Below are 17,261 nucleotides of genomic sequence, written 5' to 3'. Positions count from 1 at the left end.
ACTGACAATACGACTAGCGCACGCCTACGATAATCGCCTTTGTGTGCGATTTAAACCCTATTCATGGCTTTTCGCTGTTGGCAACCACTTACATTTACCTACTTTTTGCACATTGTAAGTCGCTTATTACTCATCCTCTTCTGCAAAGTCACTTTCTCCGTGCCAGGCAACTGCAACCCCATTGGGGTAGCGCAAATCGATATAGCGAATATGCTCACCAACCTGAGCAAGCTCACGCTGCCACGATGCCGACAAACGAGCTAATCGGATTTCATGCTGACGTCTTCCTAACATTACCCAGGCACCATTACTTAACTGGAGCCGCCATGCACCACGGGGCTCTAGGCGTAATTGAGAAAGTGACAACGATAATCCCTGGAAATGAGGCGTTAAGCGGCGATAATAAGTAAGCACTTCTTCGCCACTTCCCGTCGGCCCAGCCAAATCAGGGAGCCCTTGAGGCACACCTAGTGGCGCAAACGCAAACGACTCACCTTTGGGGTTAAGTAGAAAATCATCGTTCCAGCGGGCCACTGGCGTTTGCTCTACCAGCTCAAATACAAGTGCATTTGGCCACTCTCTGGAAATTCTAACTTCATCCAGCCAGCCAATTTTCAATGCACGCCTACGTAGCTCACCTAAATCTGCCGAGAGCCAAGTTGCCTCTTGAACGAGTGGCGCTAGCTGAGTACGGAGGTAATCAGCACTCACATATTCCCACTCGCCACGAATAGACACACGCTCAATAGGCTTATCTAACCATAGCCATAAGGCACGCCCACCAGCACCTAGTAACAGTGCCAGCAATATGAGGCCTAACCACGCATTACGCTTCTTCATGAGCAGCTGCGTTGAACCGCAGTATTCAGTATACGCAACACCAACTGATCAAACTCTATGCCCGCATGCGCCGCCGCTTGAGGCACTAAACTATGATCCGTCATTCCTGGCACAGTATTAACTTCAATCAGCCAAAACTTGCCTATCGCATCGCGCATCACATCTACACGCCCCCAGCCTTCGCCACCTACAGCATCAAACGCTTTCTTGCATAGTTCTGCCAAGGCCTGCTCGTCACTAGATGCTAAGCCACTGGGCAGGTGATACTGAGTAGTGTTAGCAATGTATTTGGCTTCGTAATCATAAAAACCGCCTGGGACTTCGACACGAATTGCCGGCAACACGTCATTATCAAGCAGAGCAACGGTATACTCTTCACCTACAATGAACCGCTCAGCCATGACACGGGCGTCATAGTTCGCCGCCTCGTGATAGGCCGCTTCTAGTGCCTCCTGGCTTTTAACGATACTAATCCCCAGCGTGGAACCTTCGTGAACAGGCTTTACCATCATTGGTAAACCTAATTGCGACACCACCATAGACCAATCAGATGTCTCGCTGAGCATGATGCTTTGAGGGGTGGGTAGCCCTACGGCTTGCCAGACTTGCTTCGTACGCTGCTTATCCATTGCTAACGCTGACGCCAACACCCCACTGCCAGTGTAGGGCAGCCCTAAAAGCTCTAGCGCTCCCTGCAGCGTACCATCTTCGCCACCACGACCATGAAGAGCCACAAAAATAGCCGTTGGGGCAAGGCGTTCTAGCCCTACCAAACCCTCTTCTTTTGGATCATAGCCAATGGCATCGACACCTTGACGCTTTAACGCGTCAAGCACAGCCGCACCGCTTTTAAGCGACACTTCGCGCTCTGCTGAAGTACCACCATAAACAACAACAACGCGTGCCAAGGGGTCATTCAATGACATTGCTGTACTCATAGCTCTACCTTATCTAGCGATAATTTGGCATGCGCGAAACGAAGCGAAATACCACCCACATCACCAGCGCCTTGAGTAATAAAAATATCCCCAGGACGCAGCAGCTTGCTTAACAGCGCAGGTAGCTCCTGCTTATGCTCAACGAACAATGGATCGACTTCTCCTCGCTGACGAATAGACCCAGCAAGGGTGCGACCCTCCGCGCCTGGAATCACAGCTTCCCCAGCGCTATAAACATCCAATAGAACGAGCGTATCCACTTGAGAAAGCACACGAACGAAATCTTCATAAAGATCGCGGGTGCGACTGTAGCGATGCGGCTGGTACAACATGACCAATCGACGTTCGGGCCAACCTGCACGAACTGCCTGGATAACCATGTCAACTTCACGGGGGTGGTGTCCGTAATCGTCTACTAACATGATATCGCCATCAGCATTGGGGGCGCTGAAGTGGCCATGCACTTGAAAGCGGCGCCCTACACCGGCAAAACTTGCCAGCCCACGAAGAATGGCATCGTCACTTACCCCAGCATCCGTTGCTACAACAATCGCCGCCATCGCGTTTAACGCATTGTGGCGACCGGGCATTGCTAGCCGAATAGCCAATGGAGCAGCTTCCCCAGGACGCACTGCGGTGAACGAGACTTCACCGCCTTGCTGAGTAAAGTCCACAATGCGGTAGTCAGCATCTTCATCGAAACCGTAGGTGACAAACTGACGTTTTACCTGGTCACGCATCGACCGAATGTTAGCGTCATCAATACACAGCACTGCCAGCCCGTAAAACGGCAAATTATGCAGAAACTCGATGAATGTGCTTTTTAAGCGCTCAAAATCCCCACCATAGGTCGCCATATGGTCTGCATCTATGTTCGTCACAATAGAGACCATTGGCTGCAGATGAAGAAACGACGCATCCGATTCATCTGCCTCAGCGACTAGATAATCACCCTCACCCAACCGAGCGTTAGCGCCAGCACTGGTAAGTTTTCCACCAATCACAAAGGTGGGATCCAATCCGCCTTCCGCCAGCAACGTTGCCGTCAAACTGGTTGTGGTCGTCTTTCCATGGGTTCCTGCGACAGCAATGCCATGGCGAAAGCGCATTAGTTCGGCCAGCATTTCAGCACGCCTAACCACGGGCACACGATGCTCATGAGCCCAACGGATTTCAGGATTTGTTGCATCAATGGCGCTGGAGACAACCACGACGTCAGCGCCTACCACATTCTCTTCAGCATGACCGATAGCAACGTTAACGCCACACTGTCGAAGGCGCTCAACAACAGTCGATGCCTTCATATCGCTACCGCTGACGCTGTAACCCTGATTTGCGAGCACTTCAGCGATTCCACACATACCTGCGCCACCGATGCCAACAAAGTGCAAACGCTTAATACGGCGCATACCAGGGCCGCTTGGACGGACACCCGAGTGCAACGCATTATTAATAGAGTCGGTCACGCAGTCTCTCCTTGTTTAACCAGCGCTAAACATCCCTTCGTAAGACGCTCAGTCGCCTCTAAGTAGGCCGCCTGGCGGGCTTTAGAAGCCATGCCTGACAAAACGCTAGGGACTAATAGCTCATCTAAATAGTGTGTTAATCGCTCGGGGGTCAGCTCAGACTGTGTGACACAAAGTGCTGCCCCGGCCTTTACTAAAACGTCAGCATTGACCCGCTGATGATCATCAACAGCAAATGGAAACGGCACTAGCAAGGCGGGCTTTGCAGCTGCGGCAAGCTCTGCCACTGTTAGCGCTCCGGCACGACAAACGACTAAATCGGCCCACTTATACGCAGCCGCCATATCGTCAATAAAGGGAGTAACATCCGCCACAATTCCATGCTCGACATAGGCGCTTGCCGTCGCCACATCTCGGTCTTTGCCCGCTTGATGGCGAACATCAGGGCGTCGCTCTGGCGGCAAGCCCGCCAGCCCGGGCGGTAAACGCTCATTCAGTGCGACCGCTCCTAGCGAACCACCAACAACTAATAACCGCAGCGGGCGAACGGCCAGTTCAGAAGCACTCCTTGGATGCTCACCCAGTGCAGCAATATCTTCTCGCACCGGATTGCCAATCACTTCTGCCTTGTCACCAAAAGCCTCAGCAAACGCCGCGTATGTGCGAGTCGCCAATTTTGAGAGCACTTTATTGGTCAGCCCAGCAATAGCATTTTGTTCATGTATCACCAATGGCACCCTGGAAAGCCACGCTGCCAGCCCACCTGGGCCACTGGCAAACCCGCCTAACCCAACCACCACATCAGGATTGAAGCGGCGAATTACCTTTCGAGCTTGCAGTACGGCTTGGGAAAGGTTCAGCGGTGCCTTCAGCCAGCCAGTTACTCCGTTGCCACGCAGACCGCTTATGTCGATGGTATGAAGCGTAATACCTGCTTCTGGTACTAGGCGATTTTCGATCCCTCTTGGGCTTCCCAGCCACTCAACGTCGACATTGTGGGCTTTGAGCGAACGTGCTAGCGAAAGCGCCGGAATAACATGACCTCCGGTACCTCCTGCCATAATTAAAATGCGTCGACGTGCGTTCGTCGTCACAAACAACTCCTTGAGTAGTTACGGTAACCGAGGTTCATGGCGTGATTTATAGGGTGTCGATACACGACGCGGACGGTGACGCGTCTCCGCATCTACGCGCAACAACAAGCCAATCATCATACCGGTTACCAATAAACTTGAACCGCCATAGCTAATCAACGGCAATGTTAGCCCTTTCGTTGGCAACAGCCCCGAGCTTACCGCCATATTAATAAATGCCTGAGCTGCGATAACGAAACCTATGCCATAGCTGACATAGGCACCAAATAAATGGCCTGCCAATTCTGCACGACGACCAATCAACATTGCCCTGGTAATGAGCAAGGTAAATAGCAGTACAACGAGAATGGCCCCCATCATGCCGAGTTCTTCTGCGATGACAGCAAAAATAAAGTCGGTGTGAGCTTCAGGCAGGTAGTGAAGTTTTTGAACACTATTACCTAAACCAGTACCGGTCACATGCCCACGACCGAAAGCAATCAGCGCCTGAGTAAGCTGATAGCCAGTGGCAAACTGATCAGCCCATGGGTCCAAAAAGCTCGTCCACCGCGCTAATCGGTAAGGCTCCATAACGACCATCATGACGGCGCCAACAGCCAATACGCCACCACTACCAAATAGCAGGGTAAGTGAAGCGCCGCTCATCATTAACATACCAATAACGCACACGGTATATACCACCATGCCGCCAAAATCGGGAGCAAGAAAAAGCAGCCCCGCCGGAACGGCAAGCACCGCTAAAGGTCGCCACATACTGAATGCCCGTTGGCGTAGGTCATAGGTAAAGCGGGACATGAAAGCCGCCATGTAAAAAATCAAACCGATTTTTCCAAGCTCGGAAACTTGCAGGCTAGGCAAGGGACCAGGTAGTGAAATCCAGCGTTTACTGCCGTTAACTTCCTGACCAACCACGAGCACCAGCACTAGCATGATGATGCTCACTAGCAAAATCAGCGCTGCGTTTTGCCGCCATGCTTCCAAAGGAACACACAGCATAAAAAAACAAGCCAATATAGCCAGAAATAGAAAAATGCCATGCTGCCGAGAGTAGTGATAGGTATTTTCAAGCAGACCTACCGATGCCGAACTTACCATCACCCAGCCTAACCCAGCTAACGCTACGGCGGCGACGATCAACCACACATCGGAGGGTAAATGCCGCGTTGTCAAAGTATCGCGGATACGCTGCACTCGACTCATAACCTCTCTCCTGAGTGATTATGCTGTTTATGCTTCTGCTCAACCCAATCCCGAAAGGCATCGCCTCTCGCCTGGTAATTGACAAACTGATCTAGGCTTGCGCAGGCGGGTGACAGCAATACACAGTCGCCGGGTTCAGCTATTTCCCAGGCCACTTCCATCGCTTGAGTTAAATCGTTGACTAGATGCACTGGAACAGCAGATGAGATAGCGGCCTCAAGACGGCGTGCGTCAGCACCAAATAGCACCGCAGTTTTAGCGCTCTCTGCCAGAGGCATCGCCAGAGGGGTAAAGTCAGCACCTTTGCCGACACCACCGGCCAATAATATTACTTTCCCTGTCAGCGATGCGCTGATGCCTTGAATGGCGGCCAGCGTAGCGCCAACGTTAGTACCTTTTGAATCATTCACCCACATAACGTCATTGATACGAGCGATTACTTCACTACGATGGGGCAGCCCCTTAAAAGCAGTTAATGCTTGGCACATCGGTGCTTTTGCGAAGCCCAACGCCTTACCCATTGCCAAGGCTGCTAGTGCATTGGCATAGTTATGCCGCCCTGCCATGCTGAGAGCTGCTGTGCCAAGCCAAGCAGTATCACCTTGGAACAGCGTTAACTCGCCCCCTTTTTCAACTACCCCCCAGTCATTACCTGCGGGTGCGAAGGCCGTAAAACGCTCTACATGATCAACAGGCGACTCTGGCCAAGTGAGCGCATCATCCGCGTTGACAATGACTGATTGCGCACCGCGAAAAATACGCTGCTTAGCGCGGCGGTAACCCACCATATCTCCATGACGATCTAAGTGATCTTCACAGAGGTTTAAAAAAGCAGCCGCTTTAGCACCCAAATGAGGCGTTGTTTCCAGCTGAAAGCTTGAGAGTTCAAGGATGTAAAGCTCGGCATCAGGGCATTCAGCTAATAAATCCAATGCAGCCGTACCCAAATTGCCACCCACCGCAGCTTTAACACCAGCCACTCTAGCCATCTCGCCGAGTAATGTCGTAACAGTTGACTTGGCATTAGAGCCAGTAATAGCGGCGATCGGCGCATTCACCGCGCGAACAAACAAAGCAATCTCACCTACCAGTACGGGCTCCCCCGTTGCTGGATTATAACGCTCTAGCAAGCCATCAAGCCCTGGCGAATGAGGATCGACACCAGGGCTGACCACCACTTCGTAGGCATCTGTAAAATCAAGCGCCGTTAACGGACCACAATAAACCTCAACATTGGGGTTTTCGTTCTGAAAAGCGTGTAGCCCCGGAGGCTCGGCTCGCGTATCTGCCACCATAAATGGCACGCCTTGACGCGCCAAATGCCGACAAATAGCTTGCCCAGAAATTCCCAGGCCAATAACAACGGTGATTCCATTTGCGACTCGCACGATGACCGGCTCCTTTGTGCATCACGCTAATAGTGGCAACACTGCCGCTATTACTTTGCTAATCATCGAACTTTAAGCGTAGCCAACCCTAACAGCACCAGTACGACGGTAATAATCCAGAAACGCACAATGACCCGCGGCTCTGGCCAACCTTTCAACTCGTAGTGGTGATGCAACGGCGCCATACGGAAAATACGCCGACCGGTAAGCTTATAAGAGCCAACTTGAAGAATCACCGAGACCGTTTCAAGTACAAAGATACCGCCCATAATAAACAGCACAATTTCTTGGCGCACAATAACGGCGACAACGCCTAGCGCGGCACCTAGCGCCAGCGCCCCTACATCACCCATAAACACTTGAGCGGGATAAGTGTTGAACCACAAGAAGCCCAGGCCCGCACCAGCAATAGTGGCACAGAAAACAGCCAATTCGCCGGTCCCATGAATAAAAGGAATATGTAAATAGTTGGCAAACACAGCATTCCCGCTTGCATAGGCAAATACGGACAAGCCCATCGCCACCAGCACAGTGGGCATGATCGCTAGGCCATCAAGGCCATCCGTGAGATTGACTGCGTTAGAGCTGCCAACGATCACAAAATAGGTCAACACGATATAGAACACGCCAAGCGGCAACGCGACATCTTTAAACATCGGGATCAATAAGCTAGTTTCAGCCGGTGTCGCGGCCGTGAGATAAAGCACCAATGCAGCGCCAATACCCACCACCGACTGCCAGAAATACTTCCAACGAGCGGGTAATCCACGCGGGTTCTTTTCAACAACCTTGCGATAATCGTCGACCCAGCCAATAGCCCCGAAGCCTAATGTGACCAGCAGCACCACCCAAACATAATGATTGGTTAAATCGCCCCAGACCAGCGTGCTGATAGCAATAGCCAACAATATCATTGCCCCACCCATCGTGGGCGTACCTGCTTTAGACAAATGAGATTGAGGGCCATCATCACGAATTGCTTGGCCAATCTGGCCTTCCACTAACCGGCGTATAACCCAGGGCCCAAGCCACAGGCATAGCATGAGGGCCGTTAACGCTGCGAGAATGACACGTAAGGTTAAATAGTTAAAAACTTGGAAAGTAGACTGATATTGGGCTAGAAAATTCGCCAGGTGAAGTAACATGAACGGCGCTTACCTTGTTTCATCCGCACGTAGCGCAGCAATGACATTTTCCATGCCTGCACTACGCGATCCTTTCACCAACAGTGTGGTGTTAGGCGGCAGAGTATTAATAACATGACGCACTAGCGTCTCGTGGTCGTCAAAATGCAGCCCGCGACCGAAGGCTTCACTTGCTGAACGGGCGGCATCACCAAAAGTCAGTAATGTATCGATACCCAGTGACGCAGCGTAATGACCAATCTCAGTATGTAGGGCATGAGACTCGTTGCCCAGCTCCCCCATTGCGCCAAGCGCGCACCAGCGCGGTGAAGGAAAGTTCGCTAACGCATCCAACGCCGCTTTCACAGCACCAGGATTTGCATTGTACGTGTCGTCTAACAACGTCGTATTGCGCACACCGGGCACGATGCTTAACCTACCTGATAATGAGGACAATTCGCATAGCCCCGTCACTACTTGCTCTGGTGTAACACCTAATGCGAGAGCCGCTGCAGCAGCCGCCAAAGCATTACTCACATTATGCTTACCAATCAAGGGCAGCTGGACGTCACCCAGGATTTGGCCACGTTCAACAAGCGTAAAAGCATACCGCCCCAAAGAGTCACACGAAAGTGCGGACGCGTGAACGTCCGCATCGCCATGAAAGCCGTAGCTTACAACTTTCTTGCTTCCCGCACAGGCTGACCAAAATTCAAAGTAGTCGTCATCGCGGTTTAGCACCGCAATACCATCTTCCACTAGCCCGGCTAATATTTCGCTTTTGGCTTGGGCAATTTGCCCCATACCGCCAAACTCTCCAACATGCGCGCCTGTTACATTGGTAATGATGGCGACATTAGGGGAGGTCAACTGGCTGGTCCAGGCAATTTCGCCCAAATGATTAGCCCCTAGCTCAATCACACCTGCCTGATGGTGCGTTGCTAAACGCAGCAACGTCAGCGGCGCACCAATATCATTGTTTAAGTTGCCCTCGGTAGCAAGCACACCACCCAATGGCGAAAGTAGCGCGGCCGTCATCTCTTTAACGGTTGTTTTACCGCTGTTGCCGGTGACAGCCACCAGCGGCAGCTCACAATGCTCACGCCAAGCCCGGGCCAGCAGGCCAAGGCCCAAACGCGTGTCTGCGCATACCAGCTGAGGAAGCAAACTGCTTACCGGGCGCTCAACCAGAGCAGCTGCAGCGCCTTTCTCAAGCGCCTGCTCAATAAAATCATGGCCATCAAAACGCGGCCCCTTCAAAGCCACAAACAGACAGCCCGGCACAATATGACGCGTATCGGTAATGACCGCCGTCACCGACAACTGGCATAAAGCTTGCGGGACAGAAAGTTTTAGCGCTGAAGCAATACTAGCTAACGACCAGTTCATCACATGGCAGCCCTAAGTTTGAAGGCTTTTATCACTTGTTCGCTATCTTGGTAGTCATGACGCACGTTACCAATGTGCTGATAGGCCTCATGCCCTTTTCCGGCCACCAAGATAACGTCCTGGGGATCAGCCTGCTGAACCGCATGACAAATCGCCTGACTACGATCACCTATTTCCGTAAAGGCAGCCGCAGCAGAAAAACCCGACATAATTTGTTGGCGAATTTGCTCGGCAGACTCCGTACGCGGATTATCGTCAGTAACGATCACGTGGTCAGCTCGCTGCTCCGCTACAGCAGCCATTTCTGCTCGCTTTCCCGTATCACGCTCACCACCACAACCGAACAGGCACCACAGCTTTCCGGTGCTCCCTAAATGCTCTTTCAGCGCTTCGAGAGCATTAGCTAATGCATCCGGCGTGTGGGCATAGTCGATAACAACGCTGGGCGCATTAACCTCGCGGTATAACGCCATACGCCCAGGCACTGGGCCCAACTCAGTTGCCGACTCAAACAACTGCTCTAAAGGCTCGCCCAATCCATAAAGCGCACTAATGGCTAACAGCACATTGTCTAGGTTAAACCGCCCCATCAAACCAAGATTAAGCGTTTTCTCACCTTCCGGCGTAGCAACAAGAGCCTGTTGACCATGCTCATGGGGATGCCAACCAATCACGCGCAGCGTCACTACTACATCGTCGCCTACTGCCAAAACACGCACACGGCTATCACAGCCTGCCAACATTAGCCGCGCAAGAGGATCATTTGCATTGACGACCGCAAGCAAAAGCTCAGAACGCCGGAACAACTTTGCTTTTGCAGCGGCATAAGCCGCCATACTGCCATGGTAATCAAGGTGATCTCGCGTCAGGTTGGTGAATACGCCTGCGGCGACGTTCACTGCGTCTAAACGGCGTTGCTCAAGGGCATGTGAAGAAGCTTCAAGCGCCACACGCTTCACTCCCTGGTTAGCCAAATCAGCCAAGGTTTCTTGCATTGCCAATGAGCCAGGCGTAGTAAGGCCTGTGTCGACCAATTGGCCAAGGCGACCAACACCTAATGTCCCAATCACCCCAGCAGGCTTGCCAAGCAGTTCACTTAACGCTGCTATATAATGGGTAACAGAGCTTTTCCCATTGGTGCCCGTCACCCCAATCACCTGAAGGTCTTTAGGAACAGAAAACAGTGTGCGACCTAGCTCGCCAAGTCGCATAGACAGATGCGGCAAATAAAGTATTTGCCCGTCCAGTGAAACACCACCTTCTCTTGTATGCGCCAAAACGAGTGACGCACCTGCCGCCACTGCTTGATCAACAAACTCATAACCATCACGCTGACTACCAGGGACAGCCACAAATACATCACCCATCGCTAACTTACGTGTATCCGTCACTAAGCGAAGCTGCTCTGGCAATTTAGGCAGCTCCTTAGGTAACACGGCGTTGGGCCAAACCTGCTTTAGCGCTATCCATAGACTTTCTGGGGACAACCTCATGCAATCTCCTTTGCTACTCGACCTCATGATCGGGTGGCACGTCCAGCAAACGTAGGGCATTACCTGTCACGCTAGAGAACACCGGAGCAGCCACTGCGCCACCATAAAATTGGCCAGCGCGGGGGTGGTCAATCATAACGACGGTAACAATACGCGGGTCGGAAATAGGCGCAATCCCCGCAAAAACACTGCGGTAAGCATCGGTGGTATAACCTTGCTGCCCTATTTTACGCACCGTGCCTGTTTTCCCCCCCACACGATAGCCTTCAACCTGCGCTCGGCGCCCACCGGTATAGGCGGCGACCGACGTTTCTAAAATATTCAGCAAATCATTAGCCACTGTGGGCGATATAGCAGGACTCCCCTGGGGAGGCTCAGAAAGCCTCAACAGCGAGGGCGGTAAACGCACGCCATCATTGGCGAGCGCTGTGTAAGCACTGGCCAATTGAACGGCTGAAACAGAGAGACCGTAACCATAGGAGAGCGTTGCTCGTTCACTTCGAGACCAGCGAACCGGCGCTGGCAAACTGCCTGTCGCCTCACCAGGAAAGCCGGTTCCTGGTGCTTGCCCAAGGCCTAGCTGATTGTATTTTTCCCAAATGGCCGTATCACTTAGCTGCAGCGCTAAACGAGACATACCAACGTTTGAAGATTTTTGTAGAATCCCCGCTAAATCTAAATCGCCATAATTACGGAAGTCTCGGATAGTGAACTGATCCAGGCGCATCCAGCCTGGCGAGGTATCAACGACAGCATCGCGATCTACAACACCACTTTCCAGTATTGCAGCCATCGCCAAAGGCTTCATAACAGACCCAGGTTCAAACACATCAACCAGTGCCTGGTTGCGTAAACCTCGCGGATCTAACCCAGCGCGGTTATTCGGGTTGTAAGAAGGCAAGTTAGCCATTGCTAACACTTCCCCTGTGCGCGCATCGAGCATTACCAACGCCCCACCGTCTGCCTCATGCTCAGCGACAGCAGCACGCAATTCACGGTAGGCCATATATTGAATACGCTGATCAATCGACAGCGTTAACTCACCACCAGGTTGCGCTTCACGAATAACACCCAGCTCACGAACTAACCGACCGCGTCGATCCTTTAAGACTCGGCGTTGTCCAGGATGCCCCGCCAAATAGGGCTGATAAGAGAGCTCCAGTCCCTCTTGACCCACATCATCCACATTGGTAACACCCAGCAACTGCGCCGCCACTTCACCGGCGGGATAATAACGTTTGTATTCACGCTGCTGATAAACACCAGGCGTACGTAAATCCAATATACGTTGGGCCGCATCTGGCGTCATTTGACGACGAAGGTACATAAACTCTCGACTGCTATATCGAGAGACACGAGATTCAAAGTCATCGAGCGACATGCCTAAAGCTTGCGCCAGCATTACTCGCTGAATGGCATCGGTAGGTAGCTCTTGAGGATTCGCCCAAAGTGTCACAACAGGCGTAGAAACAGCCAGAGGTTCACCATTACGATCAGTGATCATACCGCGGTGTGCGGGTATTGCCTCATGGCGCAGCGTACGGGCATCACCCTGGCTCTGTAAAAACGGGCGATCAATTACCTGAAGCAGCGTAATCCTGCCGACTAAAATGGCCGACGCCACCATCACAACAATGAGAATAAATAAAAAGCGTCCGCCAGCTAACGGCGGCGCAATAGGCATTTGACGGGATATCCCTCCCCGACTTTCGCGCTTCATGGTCGAATCACCTCGACATCATTCACATCGGGAATGCGCATTTCAAGCCGTTCCGTAGCAATTTGCTCTACACGGGCCGGAGTAGACCACGCCCCCTCTTCCAATAGCAGCTGTCCCCACTCGGTTTGCAGCTGATTTTTTTCCTGCTCTAACTGCTGTAGCTGCGCATACTGCACTCGCGTCATATGCGTGGTGGCAACCACTAAACCACCGGTAACGACACACGCTAAGAACAGCGCAACAAGGATAACCGGCCAAGCTCGAAAACGTAGCTTGAAAGGCCATTCGGTGCGCAGCGTTGACGCCCAACGCTCTATCCGATCCATGCTCATGATCACACTCGTTTACGGGCGGCTCGCATGACGGCACTGCGCGCCCGGGGGTTAGCGTCTACCTCTTCGTCACTTGGGCGTATTCCTTTACCCAAGGCTTCAAGACGGCGATTTAGCTGATCATCGCGAATCGGCACGCCCCGTGGCAAGTGCGTATCACCCCGCACATGATGACGAATGAAGCGTTTTACACGACGATCTTCAAGCGAGTGGAAGCTAATCACAACCAGATGCCCCCCAGGAGCCAACACTTCCAATGCCCCCTCAAGCGCTGCATCCAGTTGATCGAGCTCACCATTTAAATAAATACGCAGCCCCTGAAACGCTTTGGTCGCTGGGTGACGGCCCTTTTCCCAAGCAGGGTGAGCCTCTTTCAATACCTCGGCCAAGTCAACAGTGTGCGTAAAAGGCTTTTCCACACGTCGCGTAACAACAGCACGCGCCAAGCGCTTTGCGTAACGCTCTTCACCATAGGTTTTAAACACATTGGCAATATCACTTTCGCTAGCCCGGGCTAAAAACGCGGCTGCACTCTCTCCTTGGGTAGGATCCATACGCATATCAAGAGGACCGTTGCGCATAAAGCTAAAGCCACGCTCTGGATCATCTAACTGCGGGGAAGAAACACCAATATCTAGCAATACCCCTGAAAGCTTTCCGTAAACCCCTTGCTCTTGTGCATATTCAACTAACCGAGCGAACTCTCGCTGCGTTATGTCGAAACGAGGATCATCGATATCTTTAGCGGCTGCTATTGCTTGAGGGTCACGATCCATGGCCATTAAACGACCTTGTTCGCTCAAGCGCGAAAGAATAACGCGGGAGTGCCCGCCTCGCCCAAACGTGCCGTCTAAATAAATACCATCGGGATTATGAACAAGTGTATCTACCGCCCCTTCTAGTAAGACGCTGGTGTGGCGAAAATGGGAAGTAACCTGGTCAGCGTCAGGAGAAGGCATGTTAATCTCACACAGTGTTAAGAAAGATGCGAACGGCGCACCTTTTATGGAAATGGGGAGTCGGCCGATAAGCCGGGTTCTGTCGTGGACAGTCATTCCTCTAGGCGCTGCGTCACCACAGCGCTCAAGCAACCTACCCGGATCCAGCGCGGGCCACGCCATTGGATCCCTATTTGGTCTTGCTCCGAGTGGGGTTTACCATGCCACGCACTGTTGCCAGGCGCGCGGTGCGCTCTTACCGCACCCTTTCACCCTTACCAGCCTCGAAAGGCTTAGGCGGTCTACTCTCTGCTGCACTTTCCGTCGGCTTACGCCGCCCAGGCGTTACCTGGCACTCTGCCCTATGGAGCCCGGACTTTCCTCCCCCAACACACTTTTACAAGTGTATTAGCGGCGACTGTCTGGCCAACTCCGGCGGCAAGCATACCAGCGCCCCGCCGTCGCCTCAATGCCCACCTTTCAATGCTTGCAATCTTGCGTACCATTCCTGCTTTCGGCCGCCTAGCATTTTTGCAGCAACGGCTGCCCCCTGCTTGACGCCAACACCCTCTGCTAGCATTGCTTTAAGCAGCTCATCAGCAGTAATAGATTGCTCATCGCTTTGAACAACGGGCGCCGCCCCAGCGATCATTACGACAAATTCTCCACGACCTTGGTTAGGGTCTTGCTTAAGCTGATCAAGCAATGAGGAAGGCGAACCCTGCAAAAAAGTCTCATACGTTTTGGTCAATTCTCGCGCCAGAACAACCGCTCGCTCAGGCATTTGCTCACATAACGATTCGAGCGTGTGCTCAATACGGTGAGGTGACTCGTAAAAAACCAACGTTTCTTCTCGAGACTGCCATTTTTCAAGCGCTTGCCGTCGCGCACTCGGCTTAGACGGCAAAAACCCACCAAATGTAAACCTATCAGTCGGCAATCCGGCCGCTGAAAGCGCACTGACTAGCGCACAAGGCCCAGGAAGCGGCACCACCTGCCTACCCCGCAATCGCAACTCTCTTACCAATACGAACCCCGGGTCACATATAAGCGGCGTTCCCGCATCACTAATTAGGGCAACATTTTCCCCCGCCATTAAGTAACTATCCAGCGTATCGACACGCCGTGCTTCATTATGCTCATGCAGTGAGAGCATCGGCTTATTAATGCCCAAATGCGCTAACAAGCGACCGCTGTGGCGTGTATCCTCCGCAGCAATACGTGATACCTCCGCTAATACCCGAGCAGCGCGTGGCGATAAGTCTTCCAAATTCCCAATTGGTGTTGCAACCACGTACAATATACCCGGATGCTGGTGTGTCATCGTGACTCCCGATTTGTTAATAGCCTGCACTGACGGTGCGCCATGCTTGTGCAATGATAAATTTATCCGCTCATCGAGCGACGGCAGCGCAAATGGAAACTAAGGAAGGATACATGAAACAGTCAATACGTGGATTACTAGCCACTGCCTTCATGGCGCTTCTGATTACAGGGTGCGCTATGCAATCCCCAAGCGTGGTTGACCGCGCCCCTGATCAGGATGCTAGCCGATTACTTAGTCAAGCAGAGCAGCAAGCGCCTGAACAAGCTGCCAAGACGCGACTGGAAGCGGCTAATATCCTCGCCAGACAAGGACAACGCGAAAATGCTTTTGACGCAGCCGATGCGGTTGATGAAAACATGCTTTCAGAATCGGATCGGGTGCGCTGGGCAATGCTTTTCTCTGAACTTGCTCGCGGCATGGACGATCCCCGCGCAGTCCTCCGCGCGACCCAGGTGCTTGACGACGAACTGCCTATGCAAGCAAACCAGCAAGAAACCCTTGCAGAACGGCAGCAGTGGGCACGTCAAGCCTTGGATCAAACTGAATATACGAAAGTATCCATACCTGAATTAGAGGGTGTCGAAATACGCCGCATAGCAGTGGCATTACCAGAATCTGGCCCACTAAGCAGTGTGGCTAACGCTATCGCTTCTGCCATGCGCCGTCACCACGATTTGCGCGGAGATAATGTACAGCTTAATTTCATCAATGCGTCTCAATATTCATTAGATGAAATTTACCAACGTGCACAGCAAATGAACGCTCAACTTTTGATTGGTCCAATTGACAAAGGCCAAGTCACCCAACTTGAGCAGCGCGATAGTGTACCACTACCGACGCTGGCTCTGAACTATGGCAACAGCGCAAGCAATCAAGCATCTCAACTGCTTCAGTATGGTTTATCTGCTGAAGATGAAGCCCGCCAAGCAGCTCGCCGCGCCTTTCAGGACGGCCATCGTCAAATGTCTATCATGGTGCCCGACAATGCCTGGGGACGGCGCGTCGGTGAAGCTTTCTGGAATGAGTGGCAAAGCCAAGGCGGTGAAATCACCAATGCCGTCCGCTATAACCCTAGCAGCGCCGTAGCTAACGCCGTCAAAACAGCCCTAAATGTCAGCGGCGATCGTGCCCGCCTGGGGAACATTGATGCACTATTCTTACTGGCACTTCCCGAATACGCACGCCAAGTGCCGCCCACCATGGACTACTACTACGCCCCCAACCTGCCTATTTATGCCACCTCCCACCTCCATGAAGGGCGCCTACAGACACGCTTAGATCAAGACCTAAATGATGTAATGTTTATCGATATTCCCTGGCAAATCCCTGACGCAGCGGTTGGCGGGGAAGAGGCGCTGCCCTTTTATTCGACGTACGCAGAGCTTCGCAACGAGTCAGACCCTTCAATGTTTCGCCTAATGGCAATGGGCGTGGATGCTTACGAACTTGGCATCCGCCTATCAGACTTATCAGCCCTTGACGGCATGAATGGAAGCACTGGTACGCTTCGCCTATCAGGTGATGGCAGGGTTTCTCGAGAACTACCGTGGGCGAAATTCCAAAATGGCGTGCCTTCGCCCATTTTGATTCCTGGCCTACTGAACGATGACCAATAGTTATCAGAATCCCAATACTCCGCAAACAGCGCGGACACGGGGCGCAGCCATTGAGCAACTAGCCGCTCAATGGCTGCAGCAACATGGCTTAACGCTTGTCACTAGCAATCATCACGTTAAAGGCGGTGAGCTTGATCTTGTGATGAAAGACCAGGACATCCTGGTCTTTATCGAGGTCAAACATCGCACCACTACTCGTTACGGCCACCCCTTAGAGACCGTCACTGCACAGAAGCGCCACCGCTTAATACGAGCAGCCAAGCTCTATATCGCTCGGCATGCTGTTTCAAGTCCGTGTCGCTTTGATATCCTAGCGATCACAGGCACGCCTCCCGCGCTTGAATTCCAGTGGGAAAAAGCGGCTTTTGATGCTTACTGATACTTTTACCTAGGATG

15 protein-coding genes and 1 other RNA gene are annotated in these 17,261 nt (G+C 52.4%); 2 read left to right on the top strand and 14 right to left on the bottom strand.

Annotation, left to right across the window (positions count from 1 at the left end):
* Positions 1-126 precede the first annotated feature (126 nt).
* The 14 genes from INT19_RS14680 to rsmI all read right to left on the bottom strand — a co-directional run bounded on the left by INT19_RS14680 (position 127) and on the right by rsmI (position 15,246).
* Positions 127-840 (bottom strand): cell division protein FtsQ/DivIB, encoded by a 714-nt coding sequence (locus tag INT19_RS14680; RefSeq protein ID WP_089037729.1) that lies wholly within the window; start codon positions 838-840, stop codon positions 127-129.
* Positions 837-1,778: a D-alanine--D-alanine ligase gene (locus INT19_RS14675; RefSeq protein ID WP_193061309.1), complete on the bottom strand. Its 942-nt coding sequence runs from the start codon at positions 1,776-1,778 to the stop codon at positions 837-839. The genes INT19_RS14680 and INT19_RS14675 overlap by 4 nt, the downstream gene beginning before the upstream one ends.
* Positions 1,775-3,187: a UDP-N-acetylmuramate--L-alanine ligase gene (murC, locus tag INT19_RS14670; RefSeq protein ID WP_193061386.1), complete on the bottom strand. Its 1,413-nt coding sequence runs from the start codon at positions 3,185-3,187 to the stop codon at positions 1,775-1,777. The genes INT19_RS14675 and murC overlap by 4 nt, the downstream gene beginning before the upstream one ends.
* A gap of 53 nt (positions 3,188-3,240) precedes the next feature.
* Positions 3,241-4,338 carry an undecaprenyldiphospho-muramoylpentapeptide beta-N-acetylglucosaminyltransferase gene (murG, locus tag INT19_RS14665; protein ID WP_193061308.1) on the bottom strand — a complete coding sequence of 366 codons (1,098 nt, stop codon included), beginning with the start codon at positions 4,336-4,338 and terminating at the stop codon, positions 3,241-3,243.
* Between the two features lie 18 nt (positions 4,339-4,356).
* Positions 4,357-5,538, bottom strand: a complete 1,182-nt coding sequence (gene ftsW / locus INT19_RS14660; RefSeq protein WP_089037726.1) for a putative lipid II flippase FtsW — start codon at positions 5,536-5,538, stop codon at positions 4,357-4,359.
* The gene (murD, locus tag INT19_RS14655) at positions 5,535-6,929 is read right to left on the bottom strand and encodes a UDP-N-acetylmuramoyl-L-alanine--D-glutamate ligase (RefSeq protein WP_193061385.1); all 1,395 of its coding nucleotides are present in this window, start codon (positions 6,927-6,929) and stop codon (positions 5,535-5,537) included. The genes ftsW and murD overlap by 4 nt, the downstream gene beginning before the upstream one ends.
* A gap of 59 nt (positions 6,930-6,988) precedes the next feature.
* Positions 6,989-8,071, bottom strand: coding sequence for a phospho-N-acetylmuramoyl-pentapeptide-transferase (gene mraY, locus INT19_RS14650; RefSeq protein WP_089037724.1), 1,083 nt, complete (start codon positions 8,069-8,071; stop codon positions 6,989-6,991).
* A gap of 9 nt (positions 8,072-8,080) precedes the next feature.
* Entirely contained in the window at positions 8,081-9,439 is a 1,359-nt protein-coding gene (locus INT19_RS14645) for a UDP-N-acetylmuramoyl-tripeptide--D-alanyl-D-alanine ligase (RefSeq protein ID WP_193061307.1), read from the bottom strand.
* The gene (locus INT19_RS14640) at positions 9,439-10,932 is read right to left on the bottom strand and encodes a UDP-N-acetylmuramoyl-L-alanyl-D-glutamate--2,6-diaminopimelate ligase (protein WP_193061306.1); all 1,494 of its coding nucleotides are present in this window, start codon (positions 10,930-10,932) and stop codon (positions 9,439-9,441) included. The genes INT19_RS14645 and INT19_RS14640 overlap by 1 nt, the downstream gene beginning before the upstream one ends.
* A 13-nt stretch (positions 10,933-10,945) precedes the next feature.
* Positions 10,946-12,652 (bottom strand): peptidoglycan D,D-transpeptidase FtsI family protein, encoded by a 1,707-nt coding sequence (locus INT19_RS14635; protein ID WP_193061305.1) that lies wholly within the window; start codon positions 12,650-12,652, stop codon positions 10,946-10,948.
* Positions 12,649-12,984: a cell division protein FtsL gene (ftsL, locus tag INT19_RS14630; RefSeq protein WP_089037720.1), complete on the bottom strand. Its 336-nt coding sequence runs from the start codon at positions 12,982-12,984 to the stop codon at positions 12,649-12,651. The genes INT19_RS14635 and ftsL overlap by 4 nt, the downstream gene beginning before the upstream one ends.
* Before the next feature lie 2 nt (positions 12,985-12,986).
* Positions 12,987-13,943: a 16S rRNA (cytosine(1402)-N(4))-methyltransferase RsmH gene (gene rsmH, locus INT19_RS14625; RefSeq protein ID WP_089037719.1), complete on the bottom strand. Its 957-nt coding sequence runs from the start codon at positions 13,941-13,943 to the stop codon at positions 12,987-12,989.
* A gap of 52 nt (positions 13,944-13,995) precedes the next feature.
* An RNA gene (rnpB, locus tag INT19_RS14620) (RNase P RNA component class A) lies at positions 13,996-14,356 on the bottom strand.
* Positions 14,357-14,388: 32 nt separating this feature from the next.
* On the bottom strand, positions 14,389-15,246 hold the full coding sequence (rsmI, locus tag INT19_RS14615) for a 16S rRNA (cytidine(1402)-2'-O)-methyltransferase (protein WP_193061304.1): 858 nt from the start codon (positions 15,244-15,246) through the stop codon (positions 14,389-14,391).
* 113 nt (positions 15,247-15,359) lie between these two features.
* Between rsmI and INT19_RS14610 the strand changes: the two genes are divergently transcribed.
* Positions 15,360-16,865 (top strand): penicillin-binding protein activator, encoded by a 1,506-nt coding sequence (locus tag INT19_RS14610; protein WP_193061303.1) that lies wholly within the window; start codon positions 15,360-15,362, stop codon positions 16,863-16,865.
* A complete protein-coding gene (locus tag INT19_RS14605) occupies positions 16,855-17,244 on the top strand; it encodes a YraN family protein (protein ID WP_089037716.1) in 390 nt (129 codons plus the stop codon). The genes INT19_RS14610 and INT19_RS14605 overlap by 11 nt, the downstream gene beginning before the upstream one ends.
* The last annotated feature ends 17 nt before the right edge of the window (positions 17,245-17,261 follow it).

This window comes from Halomonas sp. 3A7M, assembly GCF_014897875.1.
Lineage (GTDB): Bacteria > Pseudomonadota > Gammaproteobacteria > Pseudomonadales > Halomonadaceae > Vreelandella.
Note: the sequence above shows the minus strand (reverse complement) of the source record. Positions and strands in the feature narration are given on the sequence as shown.